This is a genomic window from Lysinibacillus sp. IITD104 (assembly GCF_036698265.2).
GTDB classification, from domain to species: Bacteria; Bacillota; Bacilli; order Bacillales_A; family Planococcaceae; genus Lysinibacillus; species Lysinibacillus boronitolerans.
The window spans coordinates 3,543,092-3,563,385 of record NZ_JBAHYH020000001.1 but is presented as its reverse complement, the minus strand read 5'-3'; the positions used below and the strand labels follow the sequence as shown (position 1 = coordinate 3,563,385).

Annotated in this window: 20 protein-coding genes and 1 other annotated feature; all 20 genes read left to right on the top strand. The window is 37.7% G+C overall.

Annotated elements, in window-relative coordinates; translation table 11 throughout:
* Window positions 1–53: 53 nt before the first annotated feature.
* Window positions 54–1,970: a stage V sporulation protein D gene (locus V1L66_RS18155; protein ID WP_333006125.1), complete on the top strand. Its 1,917-nt coding sequence runs from the start codon at window positions 54–56 to the stop codon at window positions 1,968–1,970.
* 125 nt (window positions 1,971–2,095) lie between these two features.
* Entirely contained in the window at window positions 2,096–3,067 is a 972-nt protein-coding gene (gene mraY / locus V1L66_RS18150) for a phospho-N-acetylmuramoyl-pentapeptide-transferase (protein WP_016992541.1), read from the top strand.
* Window positions 3,067–4,416, top strand: a complete 1,350-nt coding sequence (gene murD / locus V1L66_RS18145) for a UDP-N-acetylmuramoyl-L-alanine--D-glutamate ligase (RefSeq protein WP_036077127.1) — start codon at window positions 3,067–3,069, stop codon at window positions 4,414–4,416. Before mraY ends, murD begins: the two co-directional genes overlap by 1 nt.
* Window positions 4,417–4,456: 40 nt before the next feature.
* Window positions 4,457–5,536 (top strand): putative lipid II flippase FtsW, encoded by a 1,080-nt coding sequence (gene ftsW / locus V1L66_RS18140; RefSeq protein WP_333006122.1) that lies wholly within the window; start codon window positions 4,457–4,459, stop codon window positions 5,534–5,536.
* 20 nt (window positions 5,537–5,556) lie between these two features.
* Window positions 5,557–6,390: a cell division protein FtsQ/DivIB gene (locus V1L66_RS18135; protein WP_036077132.1), complete on the top strand. Its 834-nt coding sequence runs from the start codon at window positions 5,557–5,559 to the stop codon at window positions 6,388–6,390.
* Complete coding sequence (locus tag V1L66_RS18130) at window positions 6,368–7,096, top strand: DUF881 domain-containing protein (protein ID WP_036077199.1); 729 nt, start codon at window positions 6,368–6,370, stop codon at window positions 7,094–7,096. Before V1L66_RS18135 ends, V1L66_RS18130 begins: the two co-directional genes overlap by 23 nt.
* A gap of 123 nt (window positions 7,097–7,219) precedes the next feature.
* On the top strand, window positions 7,220–7,939 hold the full coding sequence (locus V1L66_RS18125; protein WP_036077135.1) for a DUF881 domain-containing protein: 720 nt from the start codon (window positions 7,220–7,222) through the stop codon (window positions 7,937–7,939).
* Between the two features lie 3 nt (window positions 7,940–7,942).
* Window positions 7,943–8,314, top strand: a complete 372-nt coding sequence (locus V1L66_RS18120) for a small basic family protein (protein ID WP_036077137.1) — start codon at window positions 7,943–7,945, stop codon at window positions 8,312–8,314.
* A 95-nt stretch (window positions 8,315–8,409) separates the two neighbouring features.
* Window positions 8,410–9,693, top strand: coding sequence for a cell division protein FtsA (ftsA, locus tag V1L66_RS18115; RefSeq protein ID WP_004224856.1), 1,284 nt, complete (start codon window positions 8,410–8,412; stop codon window positions 9,691–9,693).
* A 53-nt stretch (window positions 9,694–9,746) separates the two neighbouring features.
* Window positions 9,747–10,904 (top strand): cell division protein FtsZ, encoded by a 1,158-nt coding sequence (ftsZ, locus tag V1L66_RS18110; protein ID WP_004224858.1) that lies wholly within the window; start codon window positions 9,747–9,749, stop codon window positions 10,902–10,904.
* A 182-nt stretch (window positions 10,905–11,086) separates the two neighbouring features.
* A complete protein-coding gene (locus tag V1L66_RS18105; protein ID WP_036077139.1) occupies window positions 11,087–11,920 on the top strand; it encodes a sigma-E processing peptidase SpoIIGA in 834 nt (277 codons plus the stop codon).
* A 13-nt stretch (window positions 11,921–11,933) separates the two neighbouring features.
* Window positions 11,934–12,641 (top strand): RNA polymerase sporulation sigma factor SigE, encoded by a 708-nt coding sequence (gene sigE, locus V1L66_RS18100; protein WP_009373518.1) that lies wholly within the window; start codon window positions 11,934–11,936, stop codon window positions 12,639–12,641.
* A gap of 114 nt (window positions 12,642–12,755) precedes the next feature.
* The gene (gene sigG, locus V1L66_RS18095; RefSeq protein ID WP_004227313.1) at window positions 12,756–13,529 is read left to right on the top strand and encodes an RNA polymerase sporulation sigma factor SigG; all 774 of its coding nucleotides are present in this window, start codon (window positions 12,756–12,758) and stop codon (window positions 13,527–13,529) included.
* Between the two features lie 128 nt (window positions 13,530–13,657).
* Complete coding sequence (locus V1L66_RS18090; protein WP_225340754.1) at window positions 13,658–13,900, top strand: PRC-barrel domain-containing protein; 243 nt, start codon at window positions 13,658–13,660, stop codon at window positions 13,898–13,900.
* 119 nt (window positions 13,901–14,019) lie between these two features.
* A complete protein-coding gene (locus V1L66_RS18085; protein WP_036077201.1) occupies window positions 14,020–14,724 on the top strand; it encodes a YggS family pyridoxal phosphate-dependent enzyme in 705 nt (234 codons plus the stop codon).
* Window positions 14,708–15,205 carry a cell division protein SepF gene (locus V1L66_RS18080; RefSeq protein WP_004227319.1) on the top strand — a complete coding sequence of 166 codons (498 nt, stop codon included), beginning with the start codon at window positions 14,708–14,710 and terminating at the stop codon, window positions 15,203–15,205. Before V1L66_RS18085 ends, V1L66_RS18080 begins: the two co-directional genes overlap by 17 nt.
* A gap of 20 nt (window positions 15,206–15,225) precedes the next feature.
* Window positions 15,226–15,507 carry a YggT family protein gene (locus V1L66_RS18075; protein WP_004227322.1) on the top strand — a complete coding sequence of 94 codons (282 nt, stop codon included), beginning with the start codon at window positions 15,226–15,228 and terminating at the stop codon, window positions 15,505–15,507.
* A gap of 170 nt (window positions 15,508–15,677) precedes the next feature.
* Entirely contained in the window at window positions 15,678–16,466 is a 789-nt protein-coding gene (locus tag V1L66_RS18070) for an RNA-binding protein (protein ID WP_016994236.1), read from the top strand.
* A gap of 95 nt (window positions 16,467–16,561) precedes the next feature.
* Window positions 16,562–17,086: a DivIVA domain-containing protein gene (locus V1L66_RS18065; protein ID WP_016994237.1), complete on the top strand. Its 525-nt coding sequence runs from the start codon at window positions 16,562–16,564 to the stop codon at window positions 17,084–17,086.
* A 96-nt stretch (window positions 17,087–17,182) separates the two neighbouring features.
* Window positions 17,183–17,406 (top strand) — a binding site (T-box leader).
* Between the two features lie 112 nt (window positions 17,407–17,518).
* Entirely contained in the window at window positions 17,519–20,287 is a 2,769-nt protein-coding gene (ileS, locus tag V1L66_RS18060; protein WP_333006118.1) for an isoleucine--tRNA ligase, read from the top strand.
* Window positions 20,288–20,294 lie beyond the last annotated feature (7 nt).

Here is a 20,294-nt window from a genome sequence, read left to right as displayed (position 1 = left end):
GAATAGAAGTCCACTTTATTTCATACGTTGTAAAAAACAAGGTGTGATGTCGAATGAAGTGGATTTCTATCCATTCTAAAAAGCGTTTACGTATTTTATATGTGTTGTTTATGTGTGTAGCAGTGGCAATTGTTGTTAGGTTGTTTTTTTTGCAAGTGTTAGATCAAAAAGAACTAACTACCAAGGCAGAGGAGAACTGGGACAGGGAAATTCCATTCGCGAATGAACGAGGGCATATAACAGATCGAGATGGAGAGAGTATTGTAACTAATAAGCTAGCGCCTACATTATATTTCATGCCTTCACAAAGTAATGATATTGAAGGAGCTGCAGAAAAAATTGCGCAAGTTCTTGAAGTGGATAAAGCGAAGCTATTAGAGAAAATGCAAAAAAAAGCCTACTTAGTGAAACTAGCGCCTGAAGGCAAAAATATACCTTATGAAAAAGCGGTAGAATTACAAGGTATGCAAATTGAAGGGTTGTATAGTGGTGTTGATTATTCAAGGGATTATCCTTACGGCACGCTCTTATCTCGATTTTTAGGTTTTACGGGCTATGATGCTCAAGGATTAGCTGGAATAGAATATGAATATGATAAATTCCTGCAGGCCAATTCTTCTGCTATCCGTCTATTCACAGATGCAAAGGGTAATAATTTGCCTAATGTTTCAAGTGCTTGGAAAGCAGGAGAGGATGGTGCCACAATCGAGCTAACAATTGATGTCGATGTACAACAAGTCGTAGAGCGTGAAATATCGCAAGCTATGAAGCGCTATGAAGCTGACCAAGCATTAGCCATTGCTATGAATCCAAACAATGGCGAAATCTTGGCATTAGCCTCTTATCCGACTTTCCATCCAGCTGAATATCAATTAGTAGAGCCAGCCATCTACAATCGTAATTTGCCCGTATGGATGACGTATGAGCCAGGTTCAACTTTTAAAATTATTACCCTTAGTGCTGCGTTGGAAGAAAACTTAGTGGATTTGGAGCATGATACATTTTATGATCCAGGTTATACAATGGTGGCGGGAGCAAAGCTACGCTGTTGGAAACGTGAAGGGCATGGTCATGAAACATTTTTAGAGGTAGTTGAAAACTCTTGTAACCCAGGCTTTATAGAATTAGGTCAGCGTTTAGGCAATGAGCGACTACTTCAATATATTAAAGATTTTGGTTTTGGAAAAAAGACAGGATCTAATATAGCTGGTGAAGCATCAGGGATTTTATTTTCTAGGGAAGCCTTTGGTCCTGTCGAGCAGGCAACCACTTCATTTGGTCAAGGAGTAGCCGTGACACCTATTCAACAAGTTCAAGCAGTTGCTGCTGCCATAAATGGAGGCAAGCTTTATACGCCATATGTTGTGAAAAAGGTATTTAATCCAAATACAGGGGAAGTCATACAAGAAACGCAGCCAGTTGTTAAAAATCAGGTAATTCGTGAAGAAACCTCTGCTAAGGTTCGAGGTGCCTTGGAATCAGTAGTAGCGAATGGTTCAGGTCGACAAGCCTTTCGAGATGGATTGCGAATTGGTGGTAAAACTGGAACAGCACAAAAAGTTGAAAATAGCCGTTATAAAAGTGGAGAATACATCGTATCCTTTATTGGCTTTGCACCAGCAGACAATCCGCAAATTGTTGTCTATGTTGCTGTTGACAATCCGAAAAAGACTACCCAGTTTGGTGGTGTTGTAGCAGCACCTATAGTGGGGCAAATTATTGAGGATGTTGCGCCTTTTGTAGGTATTGAAAAATCGAAGGAACAACTTGAAAAGGATTATCGTTATGGTGACCCAATTACTGTGAAGGTACCGAATTTCATTGGTCAAACGAAGGATGATATTGCCAAGCAATTTTACCCATTCCGTATTGAATGGCATGGAGAAGGGACCAAAATTGGTAATCAGTTACCTGAAGTGGATAGTGTTATCAAACAAGATGGTACCATTCATTTATATTTGGAGAACTAGAATAACTTTACCTTTAAAAAATGGGAAAGAACCACTATTATTATGAAGGGTAGTAATAATAAAATGAAAGTTAATGCTTTTTTCTTAAAGAAGAAAGTGAAACAAGATTTAAAGGAGATTTTTCAATGAAACTCGCAACAACACTTACCATTTTAGCTCTTGCTTTCTTAGTAACAGTTATCCTGGCACCAATAAGTATTCCACTTCTTCGTCGTCTAAAGTTTGGGCAAAGTATTCGAGAAGAGGGACCAAAATCACATATGAAAAAAGCTGGTACACCAACAATGGGAGGAATTATATTCTTAATATCCATCCTCCTTACAACTGTTGGTGTAGGTAGCTTTTTAGATTTATTAACGACACAGACCGTAGTACTTTTATTAGTATTAGCAGGATTCGGCTTAATAGGTTTATTAGATGATGGTTTAAAGGTTGTATTTAAAAGAAATCTAGGTTTAACCTCTCTTCAAAAATTGATTGGGCAAATTGTTATTGCTATTCTTGCGTATTTCCTTCTACATGTAGGATCGTTTGATACAACGCTAGCCATTCCATTTACGGAGTGGACAATTGATCTTGACGTATTCTATGTAGCCTTTTTAATTTTCTGGTTAGTAGGCTTCTCTAATGCAGTGAATTTGACGGATGGACTAGACGGGCTAGTGGCAGGTACTGCTTCGATTGCCTTTGCAGCATTTGGGGTTATTGCGCTATTCCAAAGTCAAGCAGATATTGCACTATTTTCGTTTGCAGTAACAGGTGCTTTATTAGGCTTTTTATTATTTAATGCTAATCCTGCCAAGGTATTTATGGGGGATACGGGGTCATTAGCATTAGGTGGTGCATTGGCTATGGTATCTGTTTTAGTAAAAGAAGAGTTCTTGCTTTTACTAGTTGGCTTAGTGTTTGTTATCGAAACACTTTCCGTTATTTTGCAGGTAGGTAGCTTTAAGCTTCGAAAAAAGCGTATTTTTAAAATGAGCCCTATTCATCATCATTTTGAATTATCAGGTTGGTCAGAATGGAAAGTGGTGCTTGTCTTCTGGTCAACGGCCTTAGCAGTAGCATTAATTGCAGTTTTATCGGAGGCGTTCTAATGAAAAACTATACAGATTTACAACATAAAAAAGTACTTGTGTTAGGTCTAGCAAAAAGTGGTGTGGCTGCTGCTGAAATTTTACACGAGCTTGGCGCATTCGTAACAGTTAATGATTCGAAGCCATTTGATGAAAGTCCAGATGCACAAAGGCTATTACAAAAGGGGATTACAGTAATCTGTGGTCGCCATCCTGAAGATCTACTTGATGAAGGCTTTGAGCTAGTGGTGAAAAATCCAGGTATACCTTATAGCAATCGAATTGTGGCAGATGCCCTTAGTCGAGAGATTCCGGTCTGGACAGAGATTGAGCTAGCTTATTTAATTAGTGATGCACCATTTATCGGTATAACGGGCTCGAATGGCAAAACAACGACGACAACTTTAATATTCGACATGTTAAATAATGGAAGTAAAAATCCGTTAATTGCTGGAAATATTGGAACAGTTGCATGTGGCGTCGCAAAAGAAGCTAAACAAGATGACATCATTGTAACAGAATTGTCTTCATTCCAATTGATGGGGATCAAAACGTTTAAGCCTAAAATTGCTATTTTGACAAACCTTTATGATGCGCATCTAGACTATCATGGAACATTTAATAACTATGCTGAAGCGAAGTTTGGTGTTACTCGAAATCAAGATGACAGTGATTATTTTATTTACAATGCCGATCAACCGATAGTGGTTGGATATGCAGCACAATCTCATGCACAGAAGATTCCATTCAGTTCAAAGGGACGTACTGAAAATGGCATTAGTGCAGATGAGACAACAATTTATTGGCAAGGTGAGCCGTATATGGATCGCGCCAACATTGCCTTGCCTGGCAAGCATAATTTAGAAAACATCTTGGCAGCCGTCGCAGCTTGTATTTTAGTAGGCTGTGACAAAGAGAAGATGGAAGAGGTTTTAGCGACATTTGGGGGAGTTAGACACCGTACACAATTCGTACGTGAATGGAACGGTCGAAAGATTTATAACGACTCTAAGGCAACCAATTGTTTAGCAACAAAGAGTGCTTTAGATGCTTTCCAAGCTCCTGTCATTTTACTCGCAGGTGGCTTAGATCGTGGACATTCTTTTGAAGAACTTCGCCCTTGTATGAGTCATGTAAAGGGTGTTGTTGCATTTGGAGAAACTGGCTTACGCTTTGTAGAATTTGCAAAATCGTGTGGTGTCCAACAAACCGTCATTGCTCAAAATGTAGAAGACGCTGTTCAATATGCAGCACCGATGTCTGCAGAAGGAGATATTATCTTACTATCTCCTGCATGTGCAAGCTGGGATCAATATGACAGCTTTGAAATACGTGGAGATGTTTTTATTGATGCTGTAATGAAGCTGTAATGAGCCTGTAACTATTTTAGAATATACTTGACTTGGAAGGATGGCATTACTGAGAGGTAAAGAAAGCTACTTATTGCTCGTCACAACTTTGATGCTATCAATAATCGGCATTATTTTCGTCTATTCTGCAGGTACCTATTGGAGTGCCGTTCATTATAGTGGAAAAATGCCGTTTTATATGAAGCAAAGCGTATACTTTGTGGTAGCCATTGTCGTATTTTTAATCACGATTCGATTAAATATTTTGAGAGAGCAGTCCTTTTGGAAAATGGCCTATATATTTTCGTTAATATTACTCGTTCTCGTACTGATTCCTGGTATAGGACTCGTGCGAAATGGTTCGCAAAGCTGGATTGGTGTAGGTCCATTAACAATACAGCCAGCAGAGCTAACGAAAATTACCGTCATTGTGTACTTGAGCCATATATTAGCCCAACATAAAACGGGCACTCCTGTTGTTAACTGGCGACATGGTTTCATCCTGTTATTACCTGTTGTTCTCATCATGTTGCAGCCTGATTTTGGCTCAGTATTTATTCTCGTTGTATCTGTATTTTTATTATTTTTTGTCGCTGGCTATCCTCTAAAACTATACGCCATGATTATGCTAGCTGGTGTCGCTGGATTAGTAGGTCTCATAGCGACAGCGCCATATCGTCTAAAGCGTATAGAAGCATTTCTTGATCCATGGGCTGATCCCTTGGTTAGTGGGTTCCAAGCGGTGCAATCATTAATGGCTATCGGCCCAGCCGGGATTTTTGGGCATGGCTTTGGACAAAGCAGACAAAAGTTTCTGTATTTACCAGAGCCTCAAAATGATTTTATTTACGCCATTATTTTAGAGGAAGTCGGATTGATTGGTGGCCTCGTTATTTTAGCGCTTTTTGTACTAACGATCTATGCAGGCTATAGATTTGCTGTACAGGCTAAAAATCGAACGTCCTATTATGCGATTATCGGGCTTGTCACAATGCTTATGGTGCAAGCATTTTTAAATATAGCCGTAGTAATAGGTTTAGTGCCAGTAACGGGTGTCACATTACCTTTTATTAGCTATGGTGGAACATCTTTAGTAACAATGTGGTTAATAATAGGTATTATTTATCAATTAGCGAAATAAATATAAAGGAGGAGTACTTTTTGGAGAAAGTAATTGATATAGAAGATCGCATACCTACGCTAAAAAAGCGACGAAAAAAGCGTACAAACCGTAAATTTATCGTGCTAATATTACTTTTCTTTATTGTGTTAGCAGTACTCCTTTATTTTCAATCTCCATACAGTAACATCAATAAAATCACAGTCAATGGTGCAAAGCTAGCAAATGACCAATATTATTTGGAGGCAAGTACTCTTGCACCAGGAAAATCAATGTGGAGTTTCAAAGTGGAAGATATTGAGCAGATTTTATTAAAGGATAAATGGGTAAAAGAAGCACATGTTAACCGTAACTGGTTACAAGGCGTAACGATTGATATTAAAGAATGGAAAAAAGTTGCGTACTTAGCTGGAGACGGCACTTATTATCCTTTGCTAGAAAACGGCAAGCGCTTTGAACAAACAGGAAATGATACACCCATTGATGCACCTGTTTTTATCGGGATAACTGGTGAAAAGACCATAAATAAGCTTGTTGAACAGCTAGCACAATTAAAGCCAGAAGTATTAGCTTTAATTTCTCAGGTTAACACGAATAGTAATGAGGCAAATCCAAATGCAGTCAAGCTTTATATGAATGATGGCTATGAAGTTCGTGCTGTTATTCAGACACTAGCGGAAAAGTTAAATTACTACCCCTCTATTGTCGCACAAATTGCCAACTTAGAAAAAGGTGTGATTGATTTAGAGGTCGGTTCATACTATCGTCCTTTTAACGAGGAATACAACAAGATTAGTATTGATATGGAAGCGAATGCAGATGGGGAAATGGTTAACCAGGAAGTGACGGATGATGAACAACAAGAAGACGAATAGCAAAGGGAGTTTTTTTACTAGAAAACAATTTGAATTACTAATTGTTTGTGTAACAACAGGATTTATCATCGGCTATTCATACAACCAGGCAAAAGATAACCGAGAAGCAGGCACTATTGATTCTGAACTTTTTGAGCAAGAAGAATCTTATCGGGAGGAGCTAATCACCCAACAAGAGCGCAATAAAGAACTCACAGAAGAACTAAATAATTTACAAGAACAAATTCGAAAGTATGAAAAATCCTTTGCTTCAAACGAAAAGGACTATAAGAAGCTTGTTGAGCAAGCAGAAGATTTACGGCTTTTACTCGGTGAACTAAAGAGTGAGGGGAAGGGCATACGCATAACCCTTCAGGATGGAGACTATGATCCAAAATCCTTAAATCCAAATGACTATATTGTCCATGAAAGTCATGTTTTTAAATTGTTAAATGAACTAAAAATTTCAGGCGCGCAAGCTATTGCTATTAATGGACAACGTGTATTAGCGAGTTCTTATATTCGCTGTAATGGTCCAGTAATAACAATTGATGGTACACAACATCCAGCTCCATTTGTGATCGAAGCGGTTGGTGATTCAGATACATTGATGGCTTCTTTAAATTTAAATGGGGGCGTAGTGGATCAATTATTAAATGACAATATTGTGGTGTCACTTGAAGAAAATCAAAAGCTTACAATGCCAAAAGTAAAAGTAGAAAGTTAGGACAAGTTCTATACTTTAAGCTTCAAGTTTAATTTAGCCTCCAGTTTTATAGTCAATTGTAGATAATTATACAATTCAAAGTCGTATTCTGAGGGGCATACGATACGTCTAGGAGGGGCTATTTTGAAAAGAAATATGTACACCCGAATAACGATCGTGCTATTTATTATCGGTTTGATGATAGCGGTACAATACAATACCATACAAAAACCAGCTGAGCGAGATACACGAGATATTTGGGCAATAAGAGAGGAATTAGCACAAGAAAAACAAAGACATTCCGCATTACTGGCAGAAATTCGCTCACTTCATGAAGTAGTGGATCGCTATGAGCAATCTGAAAAAGTAAATCAGCAAGCAGCCTTAAATGAAACATTGAATCGTTTAAAGCTACAAGCAGGATTAACAGAAGTTATCGGGCCAGGTGTTGTACTTCGAGTCGAACCTGCACCTGAACTGATAGAAATGGGCTATGAAATTAAAGAAATTTCACCCGATTTGTTAACTCAATTATTAAATACCCTTTTTAAGAACAATGCGACTAATGTCTCGATTGATGGTAATCGTGTAGTACAAACAACAGCCATACGAGATATAAATGGCAAGACAACAGTAAACAGTATACCATTGTCTTCGCCTTCTTTTGAGATATTTGTAGGGACAAGCGATTATAAAGCAGCGCAGAAAATGTATAATTCCTTGCAGGCCTCAACATTTATAGACTCATTTTATTTAGATAATTTTAATTTAGTAATTGAAGAACCAATTGAACAGTTACAAATTCCAGCATTTGATCAGCCGTTGACAAATGATTATTTAGCAGAGGTTAAAAAAGGAGATTAATATATGTGGCTACCATTTTTAGGTTTGGTATTTGGACTTGCCCTTGGCTTGTTAACAAATATACAAATCCCCTCTATGTATGAAAATTATCTGTCAATAGCTGTTTTAGCAGCTTTAGATACATTATTTGGAGGTATTCGTGCTCAATTGCAGCAAGTTTACGATGATAAAGTTTTTGTATCAGGATTCTTTTTTAATATAGTTCTAGCAGCAGGTTTAGCTTTTATAGGAGTGAATTTGGGGATAGATTTGTATTTAGCAGCGATTTTCGCTTTTGGAGTACGTTTGTTCCAGAATATAGCAATAATTAGGCGTATATTACTAACTAGGTTAGATGAGAAACGTCACAAGCGAAAAAAATCTTCCATAGAATGAGAGAAAAATTGACCAAAATACTCGATTTGCTTAGACATTATGCCAAATTTACAATAGAATGAAAACAAGAGCATTTTTCAAGGAGGTGCAGCGAATTGAATCAGCAAGATTTATACATTTCCCTTGATATTGGGTCCTCCTCTGTCAAGGTATTAATAGGTGAAATGAGTGACGGGCAATTACATGTAATTGGCGTCGGAAATGTAAAGTCGAATGGAGTTCGAAAAGGTGCAATTGTTGATATTGATGCAACAGTACAATCTATTCGAAAAGCAATAGAACAGGCCGAACGAATGACGGGTTATCAAATCCATGAAGTCGTTTTAGGCGTTCCAGCTAACCAGACGATGTTACAGCTAGTTAAAGGTGTTGTCGCTGTAAATAGTGAAAATAGAGAAATTACAGATGATGATTTAGACAGAGTGGTAGAATCTGCACAAGTCATGTCAATACCTCCTGAACGTGAATTAGTTAACATCATTCCAAGACAGTTTATTGTGGACAACCTTGATGAAATTAAAGATCCTCGTGGTATGATTGGCATTCGTCTTGAAATGGATGCAACAATGATAACGACATCCAAAACGCTTTTACACAATGTTCTTCGCTGTGTTGAGCGAGCGGGTTTAAGTATACGAGAAATATATTTGCAGCCATTAGCATCGGGCTATTTTGCTTTAACAGAAGATGAAAAAAACCAAGGAACTGCCTTTATTGACTTAGGTGGCGGATCTACAACAATCGCAGTATTTGAAGAGGGTTTATTAACACATACTGGTGTCATACCAGTTGGTGGTGATCATATAACGAAGGATATTTCAATCGTTTTAAAAACACCAACAGAACAAGCAGAACAAATTAAACACCAGTTTGGACATGCCTTTTATGATGACGCATCAGATGACGAACTCTTTGAAGTGCCCGTCGTAGGTACAGATTCTACTGATCAGTACAGCCAACGTTATATATCGGAGATTATCGGTGCTAGATTAGAAGAATTACTAGAGCTAGTTATAGATGAATTAGCGCGTTTAGGTGTTAGAGATTTACCAGGCGGTGTGGTTTTAACTGGTGGTGTTGCAAAGCTTGAGGGGATTGCCCAATTAGCACGTCAAATTCTACAAACGCGTGTTAGAATCTATACACCCGATTATATCGGGGTTAGAGAGCCTTCATTTGCGACGGCAGTTGGACTTATTCGTTACGCCTATTTAGAAGATGATTTTTACGGTAAAAGTACGAATACGCAGCCTGTTGAATATGCAGTTGTAGGGGCTCAACCAGCTATAAGCAAAAAGCAAGAGTATTCTGCACCTTCAGAACCAAAAGAAAGCGTAATTGGGAGAGCAAAAAAATTATTTGATAAGTTCTTTGATTAACTAGAATGCGTAATGAATGATACAGAGTCGAGTTACCGTGGGAGGAAAAAGAGATGTTAGAATTTGATACAAGTGTTGATGAACTTGCAGTAATAAAGGTCATAGGTGTTGGTGGCGGCGGTAACAACGCTGTCAATCGAATGATAGAACATGGTGTGCAGGGTGTTGATTTTATCGCAGTTAACACGGATGCACAGGCATTAAATTTATCCAAAGCAGAAGTAAGGCTACAAATTGGGGCTAAATTAACGCGTGGATTAGGTGCAGGTGCAAATCCTGAAGTAGGGAAAAAAGCTGCAGAAGAAAGCAGAGAACAGCTAGAAGAGGTTTTACGAGGAGCCGATATGGTATTCGTGACTGCTGGTATGGGCGGCGGAACGGGTACGGGTGCAGCTCCAGTGATTGCACAAATTGCACGTGAATTGGGAGCCCTTACAGTAGGTGTTGTCACACGTCCATTTACTTTTGAAGGTCGTAAGCGTCAAACACAAGCAATCGGTGGAATTGGCGGTATGAAAGAAGCAGTAGATACACTGATTGTGATACCAAACGACAAGCTACTACAAATAGTTGATAAATCAACACCAATGCTAGAAGCATTTAGAGAAGCCGATAATGTATTACGTCAAGGTGTACAAGGTATTTCAGATTTAATTGCTACACCGGGTCTTATTAACTTAGACTTTGCAGACGTGAAAACGATTATGTCCAACAAAGGTTCAGCCTTAATGGGAATTGGTATCGCGACAGGCGAAAACAGAGCTTCTGAGGCTGCAAAGAAAGCTATTTCAAGTCCATTGCTTGAATCGTCTATCGACGGTGCAAAAGGTGTTCTTATGAACATTACAGGTGGTTCAAATCTTAGCTTATTTGAAGTACAAGAAGCGGCAGATATCGTAGCTTCTGCGTCAGATGAAGAGGTAAATATGATTTTCGGTTCTGTTATTAATGAAAATCTTAAAGATGAAATCATTGTTACAGTCATTGCGACAGGCTTCACAGAGGAAGCTTTACAGCAACAACGACCAACAGCAAAACCGACACTTAACATGAACAGACAATCTGCTCCACAGCAACAAGCACCTATTCGTGAACAACGACAAGAAATGCATGTGCAACATGAGCAGCCACGTCAAAATCAGCAAAATTATGCACAGGATGACATGCTTGAGGTTCCAGCATTTTTACGTAACCGCAAAAATCGTGGTTAATTAACTTCTAAAAAGCTCGTATTTTACATATGTAAAATACGAGCTTTTTATATTGACTGTCATGATGTTCAAATGTGTAAGGAAACCATGTTTTTTGTCAAAACATTTTTAGGAAATGATGCGATTGTTTGACAATATTTGTGGGAGTAACGTGCTAACTTTGTAAGTAGGAGGCGGCTGTTATGTATGGAGAATGGCTGGTGCTCATTAATACGCTTTTTAATCTAGCGATACTCACGTTTACGGCAAGAGTAACAGGAGTCCTTGTAAAAAATTCAAGATTATTAATGAGTTCTATTTGTAGTAGTTTTGTAGCTGTCATTGGCGGTCAAATGCTGTGGACGACAATTCTTAGTTTTATATTATTAATTGGTATAGCGTTTCATTTTAAGATTCGAAGCTTTCAGAAGCAAGGACCGATTGTGTTAACAGCAACGATCGTTATTGGCGGATTGTTAACAGCACTACAACCTTTTTTAAAAAATCTTTCTGCCATCCATTTCATAATCATTTGCTTTTTGCTGGCAGTTTTAAATCTTGTTGCATTTTATAAGCAATGGGGTTTTGTAAAGTTAGAACGCTTAAGTGGTCAATTTGTATTTGATACAACTTTAACAATCTTTGGGGCAACAATACCACTTTCTGCCTTTGTAGATACAGGAAATCAAGCTATTGAGCCATTATCAGGCAAACCGGTTCATTTTGTTTCCTATACTGCTTTGAGACCACATTTACCTTCGGCGTTCAGGGAAGCATTAATGGAATGGCAAGAAACAGATCCGTACAATGTATCTATGTTTTCAGAAGATTATCAGCGTTATATACGATTTATTCATGTCAATACAGTACAACAGCAAACCGTTGTCCTTGGTTTTCGCTTTGATGAGTGGCATATAAAGGGGGAGCCTTCACAAGTGAAAATGAATGAATATATTGTATTAACCAAAAAAGCTAAAAATTTTCCACATAGCACAGCAGCAATTTTACATTTTTCAGCGCTTTCAAATAACTCATAGAGGGGGAGAACTATTGCTTCTTAGGCTACTTGCTAGCTTGAAAAAATTATGGAGTAAGTTTCGGAGTCGTGAAACGTACTATATAGGGGGAAATGATTCATTGCCAGTGCCATTAAGTCGAGAAGAAGAAGTTACAGTCATTGCATCCTTTATGAACGGTGATTTACGAGCTAGAGACACACTAATTGAACGTAATTTACGTCTTGTTGTTTATATTGCTAGACGTTTTGATAATACGGGAACGCCAATCGAAGACTTAATCAGCATTGGCTCCATTGGTTTAATAAAGGCGATTGAGACGTTCAATACGGATAAAAATATTAAGCTTGCAACATACGCATCACGCTGCATTGAAAATGAAATTTTAATGCATTTACGAAAAACAAGTCGTATGAAGGGTGAAGTATCCTTAGATGAGCCACTAAATTCTGATGCAGATGGAAATGAATTATTACTGTCAGATATTTTAGGAACAGAAGAGCATATTATTTTAGATAATGTGGAGAAAAAAATTGAACGTCAGCATATGTTCCACGCTATTAATTTACTAGGTGCGCGTGAACGTTATATTATGGAATGTCGCTTTGGTCTCAATGGAAAAGTTGAAATGACACAAAAAGAAGTTGCAGATCATTTAGGCATATCGCAATCATATATTTCCCGTTTAGAAAAGAAAATTATTCAAGATTTACGTGAAAATTTAAATCAACCAATTTCTTAGAAAGGGAAATTTAACCTACCTAAAATTGGTCGCAGCTTTTGTGCATATTCTTGTTTCTCTCGGACAAACTGATGTCACGGTTTAGTCAGAGAATAACATCCGGAGGAATCGAATATGCGAACAAAAGTAGATCTTTGCGGCTTAGATACATCGACTTTGCCAATTCTAAAGCACGAGGAAATGAAGGAACTCTTCATCCGGTTACAAGCTGGAGAAACAGAGATTAGAGAAGAGCTTGTGATGTGCAATTTAAGGCTAGTGCTTAGTATTGTCGGTAGATTTGCCTATAGAGGTGAACAGGCAGATGATTTATTTCAAGTGGGCTGTATTGGCCTCATGAAAGCCATTGATCATTTTGATTTAAAGCATAATGTACGATTTTCGACATATGCTGTACCAATGATTATTGGTGAAATTCGTCGCCATCTGCGTGATCATCATGCATTACGTGTATCTCGCTCTCTAAGAGATATAGCTTATAAGGCAATGCAGGCAAAAGAGCAATGGATAACCGATAATTTGCGAGAACCAACGATTGAAGAAATTGCTGAAATGATTGACATGAAAAAGGAAGATGTTTTATTTGCTTTAGATGCAATTCAAGATCCAGTTTCATTACAAGAGCCCATTTATTCAGATGGCGGAGATGCTGTTTATATGATGGACCAATTACGTGATGATGATGTATCTGAGGATCAATGGGTTGCCTATGTGTCGGTAAAGGAAAGCTTGCAAAAGCTAGATGAACGTCAGCAAATGATCGTTGCCAAACGATTTTATTATGGAGAAACCCAAACTGAGATTGCCAAAGAACTTGGGATTTCTCAAGCACAAATATCACGTCTTGAAAAAAATGCAATTGAAACAATGCAAAAAGATTACAAATAAAAAAATGCGCATCGTATAATTCGGTGCGCATTTTATCTTCATTCAATGAACAAGTAATACATAAATATAATGTAACAGCAAAGTTTGATGGTAGAAATGATTATACGAAAGTAAACAATAGAGGAGGTATGTCATTGCGTTTTTCGATGTTACAACAAAAAGAAGTCATTGAAGCAGGAAATGGACGATTTATAGGCTTTGTAATAGATGCTGAAGTATCAAAAGAAACGGGCTATGTGACAGCATTTTTGATTGCAGAGCCTCGCAAATATCTTGGTTTTTTTAAAGGCGAAGAGTCTGTGAGGAAAGTGTATATGAAGGATGTGCTTGTTGTTGGCAAGGATGTCATTTTAGTCAAAGCCCTTTCCTAAGACGTAGGCTTATTAAAATTATGAGGATTGTATGCTGACATAGGTCAGGCTATTCATTGATAAATCAAGCATTGCTTGTTACAATAAAAGAAACTATTGTTGTAAAGTTGGGAAAAACAGTGACAAAAATCTTAACAAATTTAAACAAACTAAATGAATTAATAACAGCAGCAGAAAAAAAAGGGAATCGTGAGGGCGAGAAAGTCCAAATAATTGCCGTGACAAAGGAAGTTTCTGTTGAAAGAACGCAAGAAGCAATTGAAGCAGGACTCACTCATTTAGGAGAAAACAGACCAGAAGGCTTACATCGCAAAATTACTGAGATTCACGCTGATGTACATTGGCATTACATTGGGTCGCTTCAAACACGTAAAGTAAAACAAGTGATAAACAGCATCGATTATTTGCACTCCTTAGATCGTTTGAGTTTGGCAGAAGAAATTGAAAAAAGAGCAGAACAACCTGTTAAATGTTTTGTACAAGTAAATGTTTCTGGTGAAGAATCAAAGCATGGGTTAACTATCGAAGAAGTTTTGCCTTTTGTAGAAGCATTAAAAGGTTTTACTAAAATTCAAGTTGTAGGTTTAATGACTATGGCACCAAACACCGAAAACGAAGCAATTATTCGCTCTGTTTTCAAGCAATTAAAACAATGTCAACAGCAAATAGCCGAGCAAGGATTCGCACACGCACCTTGTACCGAGTTATCAATGGGCATGTCTAATGACTTTGAAATTGCGGTAGAGGAAGGGGCTACTTTTGTTCGAGTCGGAACGGCTCTTGTTGGAAATGAAAGAGGGGAACAGGATGAGCATGAAAAATAAGATTAAAAACTTCTTTTACCTTGAAGAAGAATTAGAAGAAGAAATCACGCAAGCTCCTATTCAGCAACAACAACCCATACAACAACAGCAACCGATTCATTCAGTTAAGCCAAAAAAAATGATGAAAGAACGCAAAGCACCTATTCATGAAATCATGCCACAAAGCACAGCAACTCCTAATAACATTGTCAGTTTGCAGGCAGCGATGAGTTCTAAGGGAGCAAAAGTTGTTTTAATAGAACCGAGAGTTTATGCAGAAGCACAGGATATCGCAGAGCATTTAAAAAATAAACGCGCAACAATTGTCAATTTACAACGTATTGAACGAGAGCAAGGCAAACGCATTATTGATTTTTTAAGTGGTACAGTCTATGCTCTTGCTGGAGATATTCAACGTATCGGTAAAGATATCTTCCTTTGTACGCCAGATAATGTAGAAGTGACTGGTGAAATTACAAACTTTATTTTAGACGATAATTAATAGCGAGGATTGTAGTTTATATGACTTTTTTTATTATACTTGGTTATGTATCATTAGCATTTAAGATTTATTCATTCATGCTAATTGCATATATCTTAATGTCTTGGGTGCCTGCCGCTCAAAATTCAGCCATTGGTCGCATGCTTGAAAAAGTGTGTGAGCCATATTTAGGGATTTTCAGAAAATTCATTCCGCCACTTGGTATGATTGATATTTCGCCAATTGTAGCCATCTTTATGCTGAATTTTATAGAAAGAGGGCTTTATATAGTCATTCAGAAAATATATTTTATGTTCGCTTAGAAATAAATCCTCACGTTTTGGTGGGGATTTTTTATTTATTTTAATTATCTCCGCTATTAAAGCGACTAATAAAAAATTTTAAAACAATGACGTCCAAACGTCATTAATTGGGAATACTAAGTTTCCAACTAATAAAGCAAAAAGGAACGAGTGAAAGAGGAGACAACAAGATGGAACACTTAATACAGCATTTTCGAAAAGATGAACAGCCCTTTATTGAACAGGTAATAAACTGGCAGCGTGAGGTTGAAGATCGTTATGCACCTAAGCTGACAGATTTTCTTGACCCAAGACAGCGTTTTATTGTGACATCGATTATCGGGCAAGATGATACCCTGAAAACTGCCTGTACAGGTTTATTTGAAGGGGCAGAGAGGCAGCGTATGCTCATTTTTCCTACTTACTATGAAGCGACAAATGAAGACTTTCAGTTAGTAGCATTTACGATTCAGTACCCGGTGAAATTTGTCCAATTACGACATCCCGATGTTTTAGGTGCATTGCTATCATTAGGTTTAAACCGTGGCAAATTTGGCGATATACGTGTAAATGATCAGCAGGTGCAATTTGTTGTAGCTCAAGAAGTAGCAGAATATGTTCGGTTACATTTAACAGGTATTGGTAAAGTAAAGGTGCATATCGAGTCTTTAAAAGAATCAGAGTCCCTTATTATTAATGAGGAAGAATGGTTGGAGGAATCTCATACAGTATCTTCGATGCGATTAGATGTAATTATTGCGACTATATTAAATGTATCACGCCAAAAAGCTCAAGCTTTAATTACTGGAAAAAAAGTGCGTGTTAATTGGACAGAACGAGATACAGTTGCTTTTGAATTACAAGAAGGAGATATATTATCAATACGAGGAAGTGGTCGGGTGAAAATTATTATGACTGAAGGCCGAACAAAAAAAGATAAAATCCGTCTTCAAATCGGTCGATTGGCCCAAAAAAGCTGAAAGTGAAGTAAATTTCATTAATTTTTACTGCTAAGTTGTCGGAACAATTGTATAATAGGAGTTACGAATGTACATGTAAAGGAGAGAAGGATTGTATGCCATTATCACCTATTGATATACATAATAAGGAGTTTACAAAAGCCTTCAGAGGTTATGCTGAAGATGAAGTAAATGAATTTTTAGATCAGATTATTAAAGACTATGAAATTCTGCTTCGTGAAAAAAAGGAAGTTGATAAGCAATTAGAGATGGCTTTAGAACAAGCGAGACATTTTAACTCCTTAGAAGAAACTTTGCAGAAGTCTATTGTCGTTGCACAAGAAGCGGCTGATGAAGTGCGAAGAAATTCTCAAAAAGAGGCAAAGCTCATTGTAAAAGAAGCTGAAAAAAATGCTGATCGAATTGTCAATGAAGCTTTGACGAAGGCTCGTAAGGTGACAATTGAAATTGATGAGCTGAAAAAGCAATCTAAGGTATTCCGTAATCGTTTCAAGATGCTTGTAGAAGCACAGCTAGATTTACTAAATGCAGATGATTGGGATCATTTGCTGCAATATGATATTGATTTAACAGAAATTCAAGCATCTGTTGATGAAGCACAGGATGCTGAAGATATTTAACTTTTCTTTTTAATTTTTGCAATTGACAAATGAAACTTGACGCGATTGTGTGAATTTCATATACTTTGTAATAGTAATTATTTTGAACAGATATGCATAAAAGCAGAGACGAAGACAGTATTTGTTAGGCGTTGTTAAGCGATTTGGGGACAGTGAGAGCCCAAACATACAACTAGCATTGAACATCACTTCTGAGCTAAATAACTGAAAAAAGTAGGTTATTTCGTGATGCACGACGTTAAATGTGCTTTTAAGAGGTAGTGCAATTTTTTGTGCTACAAGTAGGGTGGTACCGCGAGTAGAAGCTTCTCGTCCCTTAGTGGGATTGAGGGCTTTTTTTGTTTGTTTCCGAATCGTTTTAGATAAAATTGCCAATAACTGTCTTATGAGAAAAATGTCTAACTGTTTATGTAAAATAAAGGAGGAATTTTAATGGTTGAATACAAAGATACTTTATTAATGCCAAAAACTGATTTCCCAATGCGTGGAAATTTACCAGCGAATGAGCCAAAAATGCAAGAAAAATGGAATGGTATGGATATTAACAAATTACAGATGGAACGTACGGAAGGTCGTCCAGAATTTGTTCTACATGATGGTCCTCCCTATGCAAATGGTGATATCCATATCGGCCATGCTCTAAATAAAGTATTGAAGGATATGATTACACGTCATCGTTCAATGACTGGCTACCATGTCAACTATATTCCAGGCTGGGATACACATGGTTTACCAATTGAGCAAGCATTGACTAACAAAGGTGTAAAACGTAAAGAAATGTCAGTAGCAGCATTCCGCCAACTTTGTGAAGAGTATGCTTACGAGCAAATTGACAATCAACGTGCTCAATTCCGACGTCTAGGCATCCGAGGTGATTGGGAAAATCCTTATATTACGTTGAAGCCTGAGTTTGAAGCACGTCAAATTGAAGTATTCGGTAAAATGGCGGAAAAAGGGTATATCTATAAAGGGTTAAAACCAGTTTATTGGTCTCCATCTTCTGAATCTGCTTTGGCGGAAGCTGAAATTGAATATAAGGACATCAAATCCCCATCAATTTATGTAAGCTTTGCTATTAAGGATGCGAAGGGCGTTGTTCCAGAAGATGCAAAATTTATCATTTGGACAACAACACCATGGACATTACCAGCAAACTTAGGGATTTCTTTGAATCCTGAATTTATCTATGTAGTAGTTGCAGTGGCTAATAAAAAATTCATCATTGCCAAAGAATTATTAGAGTCAGTGGCAAATACGCTTGGATGGGAAGACTATGAGGTTGTACAAGAAGTAAAAGGTGAGGCACTAGATCGTATTGTAGCGCAACATCCATTCTATGATCGTGAATCTCTTATTATGGTAGGTGAACACGTAACTGCTGAAGCGGGTACAGGTTGTGTTCATACAGCACCAGGACACGGTGAAGACGATTATCATATTGGTAAACAATATGGTTTAGGTATTCTTAGTCCTCTTGATAATAGTGGCTGTTATACAGACGAAGCACCTGGCTTTGAAGGCGTGTTTTATAATGATGCGAATAAACTAGTCACAGAAAAACTAAAAGAAGTAGGAGCATTAGAAAAGCTTGATTTCTTTACGCACTCCTATCCACATGACTGGCGTACGAAAAAGCCTGTTATTTATCGTGCGACTCCACAATGGTTTGCATCTGTTGAAGCATTCCGTGGGGAGTTATTAGAGGCTGTAAAAGCAACAGCATTTACACCAGCTTGGGGAGAAACTCGTCTTTATAATATGATTCGTGATCGTGGAGACTGGGTAATTTCTCGTCAACGTGCGTGGGGTGTGCCAATTCCAATTTTCTATGCTGAAAATGGTGAACCTATTATTACACCTGAAACAATTAGTCATGTCTCAGCATTATTCCGTGAGCATGGATCAAATATTTGGTTCCAAAAAACAGCGAAAGAATTATTACCAGAAGGCTTTACACATCCAGGTAGCCCGAACGGCGAATTTACAAAAGAAAATGATATTATGGACGTTTGGTTCGATTCAGGTTCATCTCACCAAGGTGTACTTGTTGAACGAGGCATGAAATATCCAGCTGATTTATATTTAGAAGGCTCTGACCAACACCGTGGTTGGTTTAACTCATCACTAATTACATCTGTAGCTATCAATGGTTACGCACCATATAAAGGACTTTTAACACATGGTTTCGTTCTTGATGGTGAAGGACGTAAAATGAGTAAATCATTAGGAAATGTCATTATTCCACAAAAAGTAATGGATCAGTATGGAGCAGATATTCTTCGACTTTGGGTTGCTTCTGTAGACTATACAGCTGATGTGCGTATTTCTATGGATATGTTAAAGCAAGTGTCAGAAGTGTACCGTAAAATTCGTAACACGTTCCGTTTCTTACACGGCAATATTGCTGATTTCGATCCAAAGCAAGATCGTGTAGCTTATGCAGAGCTTCGTGAAATGGATCAATACGTGTATATGCGCTTACAGGATGTCTTAAAAGCTGTGCGTGCTGCATATGATCGCTATGATTTTGCTGCTGTTTATCATGTAGTCAATAATTTTGTAGCTGTGGAGTTATCTTCATTCTATCTTGATATTGCAAAAGATGTAGTCTATATCGAGGGTCATGACAATAAGGATCGTCGTGCGATGCAAACAGTTATTTATGATACATTGATGACATTGGTAAAAATCATGACACCAATTATCCCACATACAACAGATGAAATGTGGTCTTACCTACATGCTCAAGGTATTGTAGAAGAAGTTTCTGTTCAATTAACAGATTTCCCAGAGGTAGATGTTCAAGCGAATTTTGATAGCCTACGTACAAAATGGGAAAAAATTATTGATGTACGCGATGATATTTTAAAAGCATTAGAGGAAGCACGTAATGCGAAAACAATTGGTAAATCACTTGAAGCAAAAGTCACTGTCTACGCAAAAGAAGATGTTGTTGCATTATTGAATGATGCGAACATTGACTTTGCACAACTTTCTATCGTTTCAGCTTTTGAGGTAGCTGCCATTGAAGAGGCACCTGCACAGGCTTTAGCACTTGAGCATGTTTCCATTGTTGTTGAAAAGGCTACAGGTGAAAAATGTGAGCGTTGCTGGTCAATTTCTGAAACAGTTGGTTCAAATGAGGCGCAACCTACAGTATGTGCTCGTTGTGCAGACGTTGTAGAAAAGTATTACGTTTAAACGATAA

Bases quoted from the DNA above. Each gene is read 5' to 3' on its own strand.
- ftsZ (WP_004224858.1), top strand. From the start codon at position 9,747: ATGTTAGAATTTGATACAAGTGTTGATGAACTTGCAGTAATAAAGGTC.
- V1L66_RS18120 (WP_036077137.1), top strand. From the start codon at position 7,943: ATGTGGCTACCATTTTTAGGTTTGGTATTTGGACTTGCCCTTGGCTTG.
- V1L66_RS18155 (WP_333006125.1), top strand. From the start codon at position 54: ATGAAGTGGATTTCTATCCATTCTAAAAAGCGTTTACGTATTTTATAT.
- V1L66_RS18065 (WP_016994237.1), top strand. From the start codon at position 16,562: ATGCCATTATCACCTATTGATATACATAATAAGGAGTTTACAAAAGCC.
- V1L66_RS18130 (WP_036077199.1), top strand. From the start codon at position 6,368: ATGAACAACAAGAAGACGAATAGCAAAGGGAGTTTTTTTACTAGAAAA.
- murD (WP_036077127.1), top strand. From the start codon at position 3,067: ATGAAAAACTATACAGATTTACAACATAAAAAAGTACTTGTGTTAGGT.
- mraY (WP_016992541.1), top strand. From the start codon at position 2,096: ATGAAACTCGCAACAACACTTACCATTTTAGCTCTTGCTTTCTTAGTA.
- V1L66_RS18070 (WP_016994236.1), top strand. From the start codon at position 15,678: ATGGAACACTTAATACAGCATTTTCGAAAAGATGAACAGCCCTTTATT.
- ftsW (WP_333006122.1), top strand. From the start codon at position 4,457: ATGGCATTACTGAGAGGTAAAGAAAGCTACTTATTGCTCGTCACAACT.
- sigG (WP_004227313.1), top strand. From the start codon at position 12,756: ATGCGAACAAAAGTAGATCTTTGCGGCTTAGATACATCGACTTTGCCA.
- V1L66_RS18080 (WP_004227319.1), top strand. From the start codon at position 14,708: ATGAGCATGAAAAATAAGATTAAAAACTTCTTTTACCTTGAAGAAGAA.
- V1L66_RS18075 (WP_004227322.1), top strand. From the start codon at position 15,226: ATGACTTTTTTTATTATACTTGGTTATGTATCATTAGCATTTAAGATT.
- ileS (WP_333006118.1), top strand. From the start codon at position 17,519: ATGGTTGAATACAAAGATACTTTATTAATGCCAAAAACTGATTTCCCA.
- V1L66_RS18105 (WP_036077139.1), top strand. From the start codon at position 11,087: ATGTATGGAGAATGGCTGGTGCTCATTAATACGCTTTTTAATCTAGCG.
- V1L66_RS18090 (WP_225340754.1), top strand. From the start codon at position 13,658: ATGTCATTGCGTTTTTCGATGTTACAACAAAAAGAAGTCATTGAAGCA.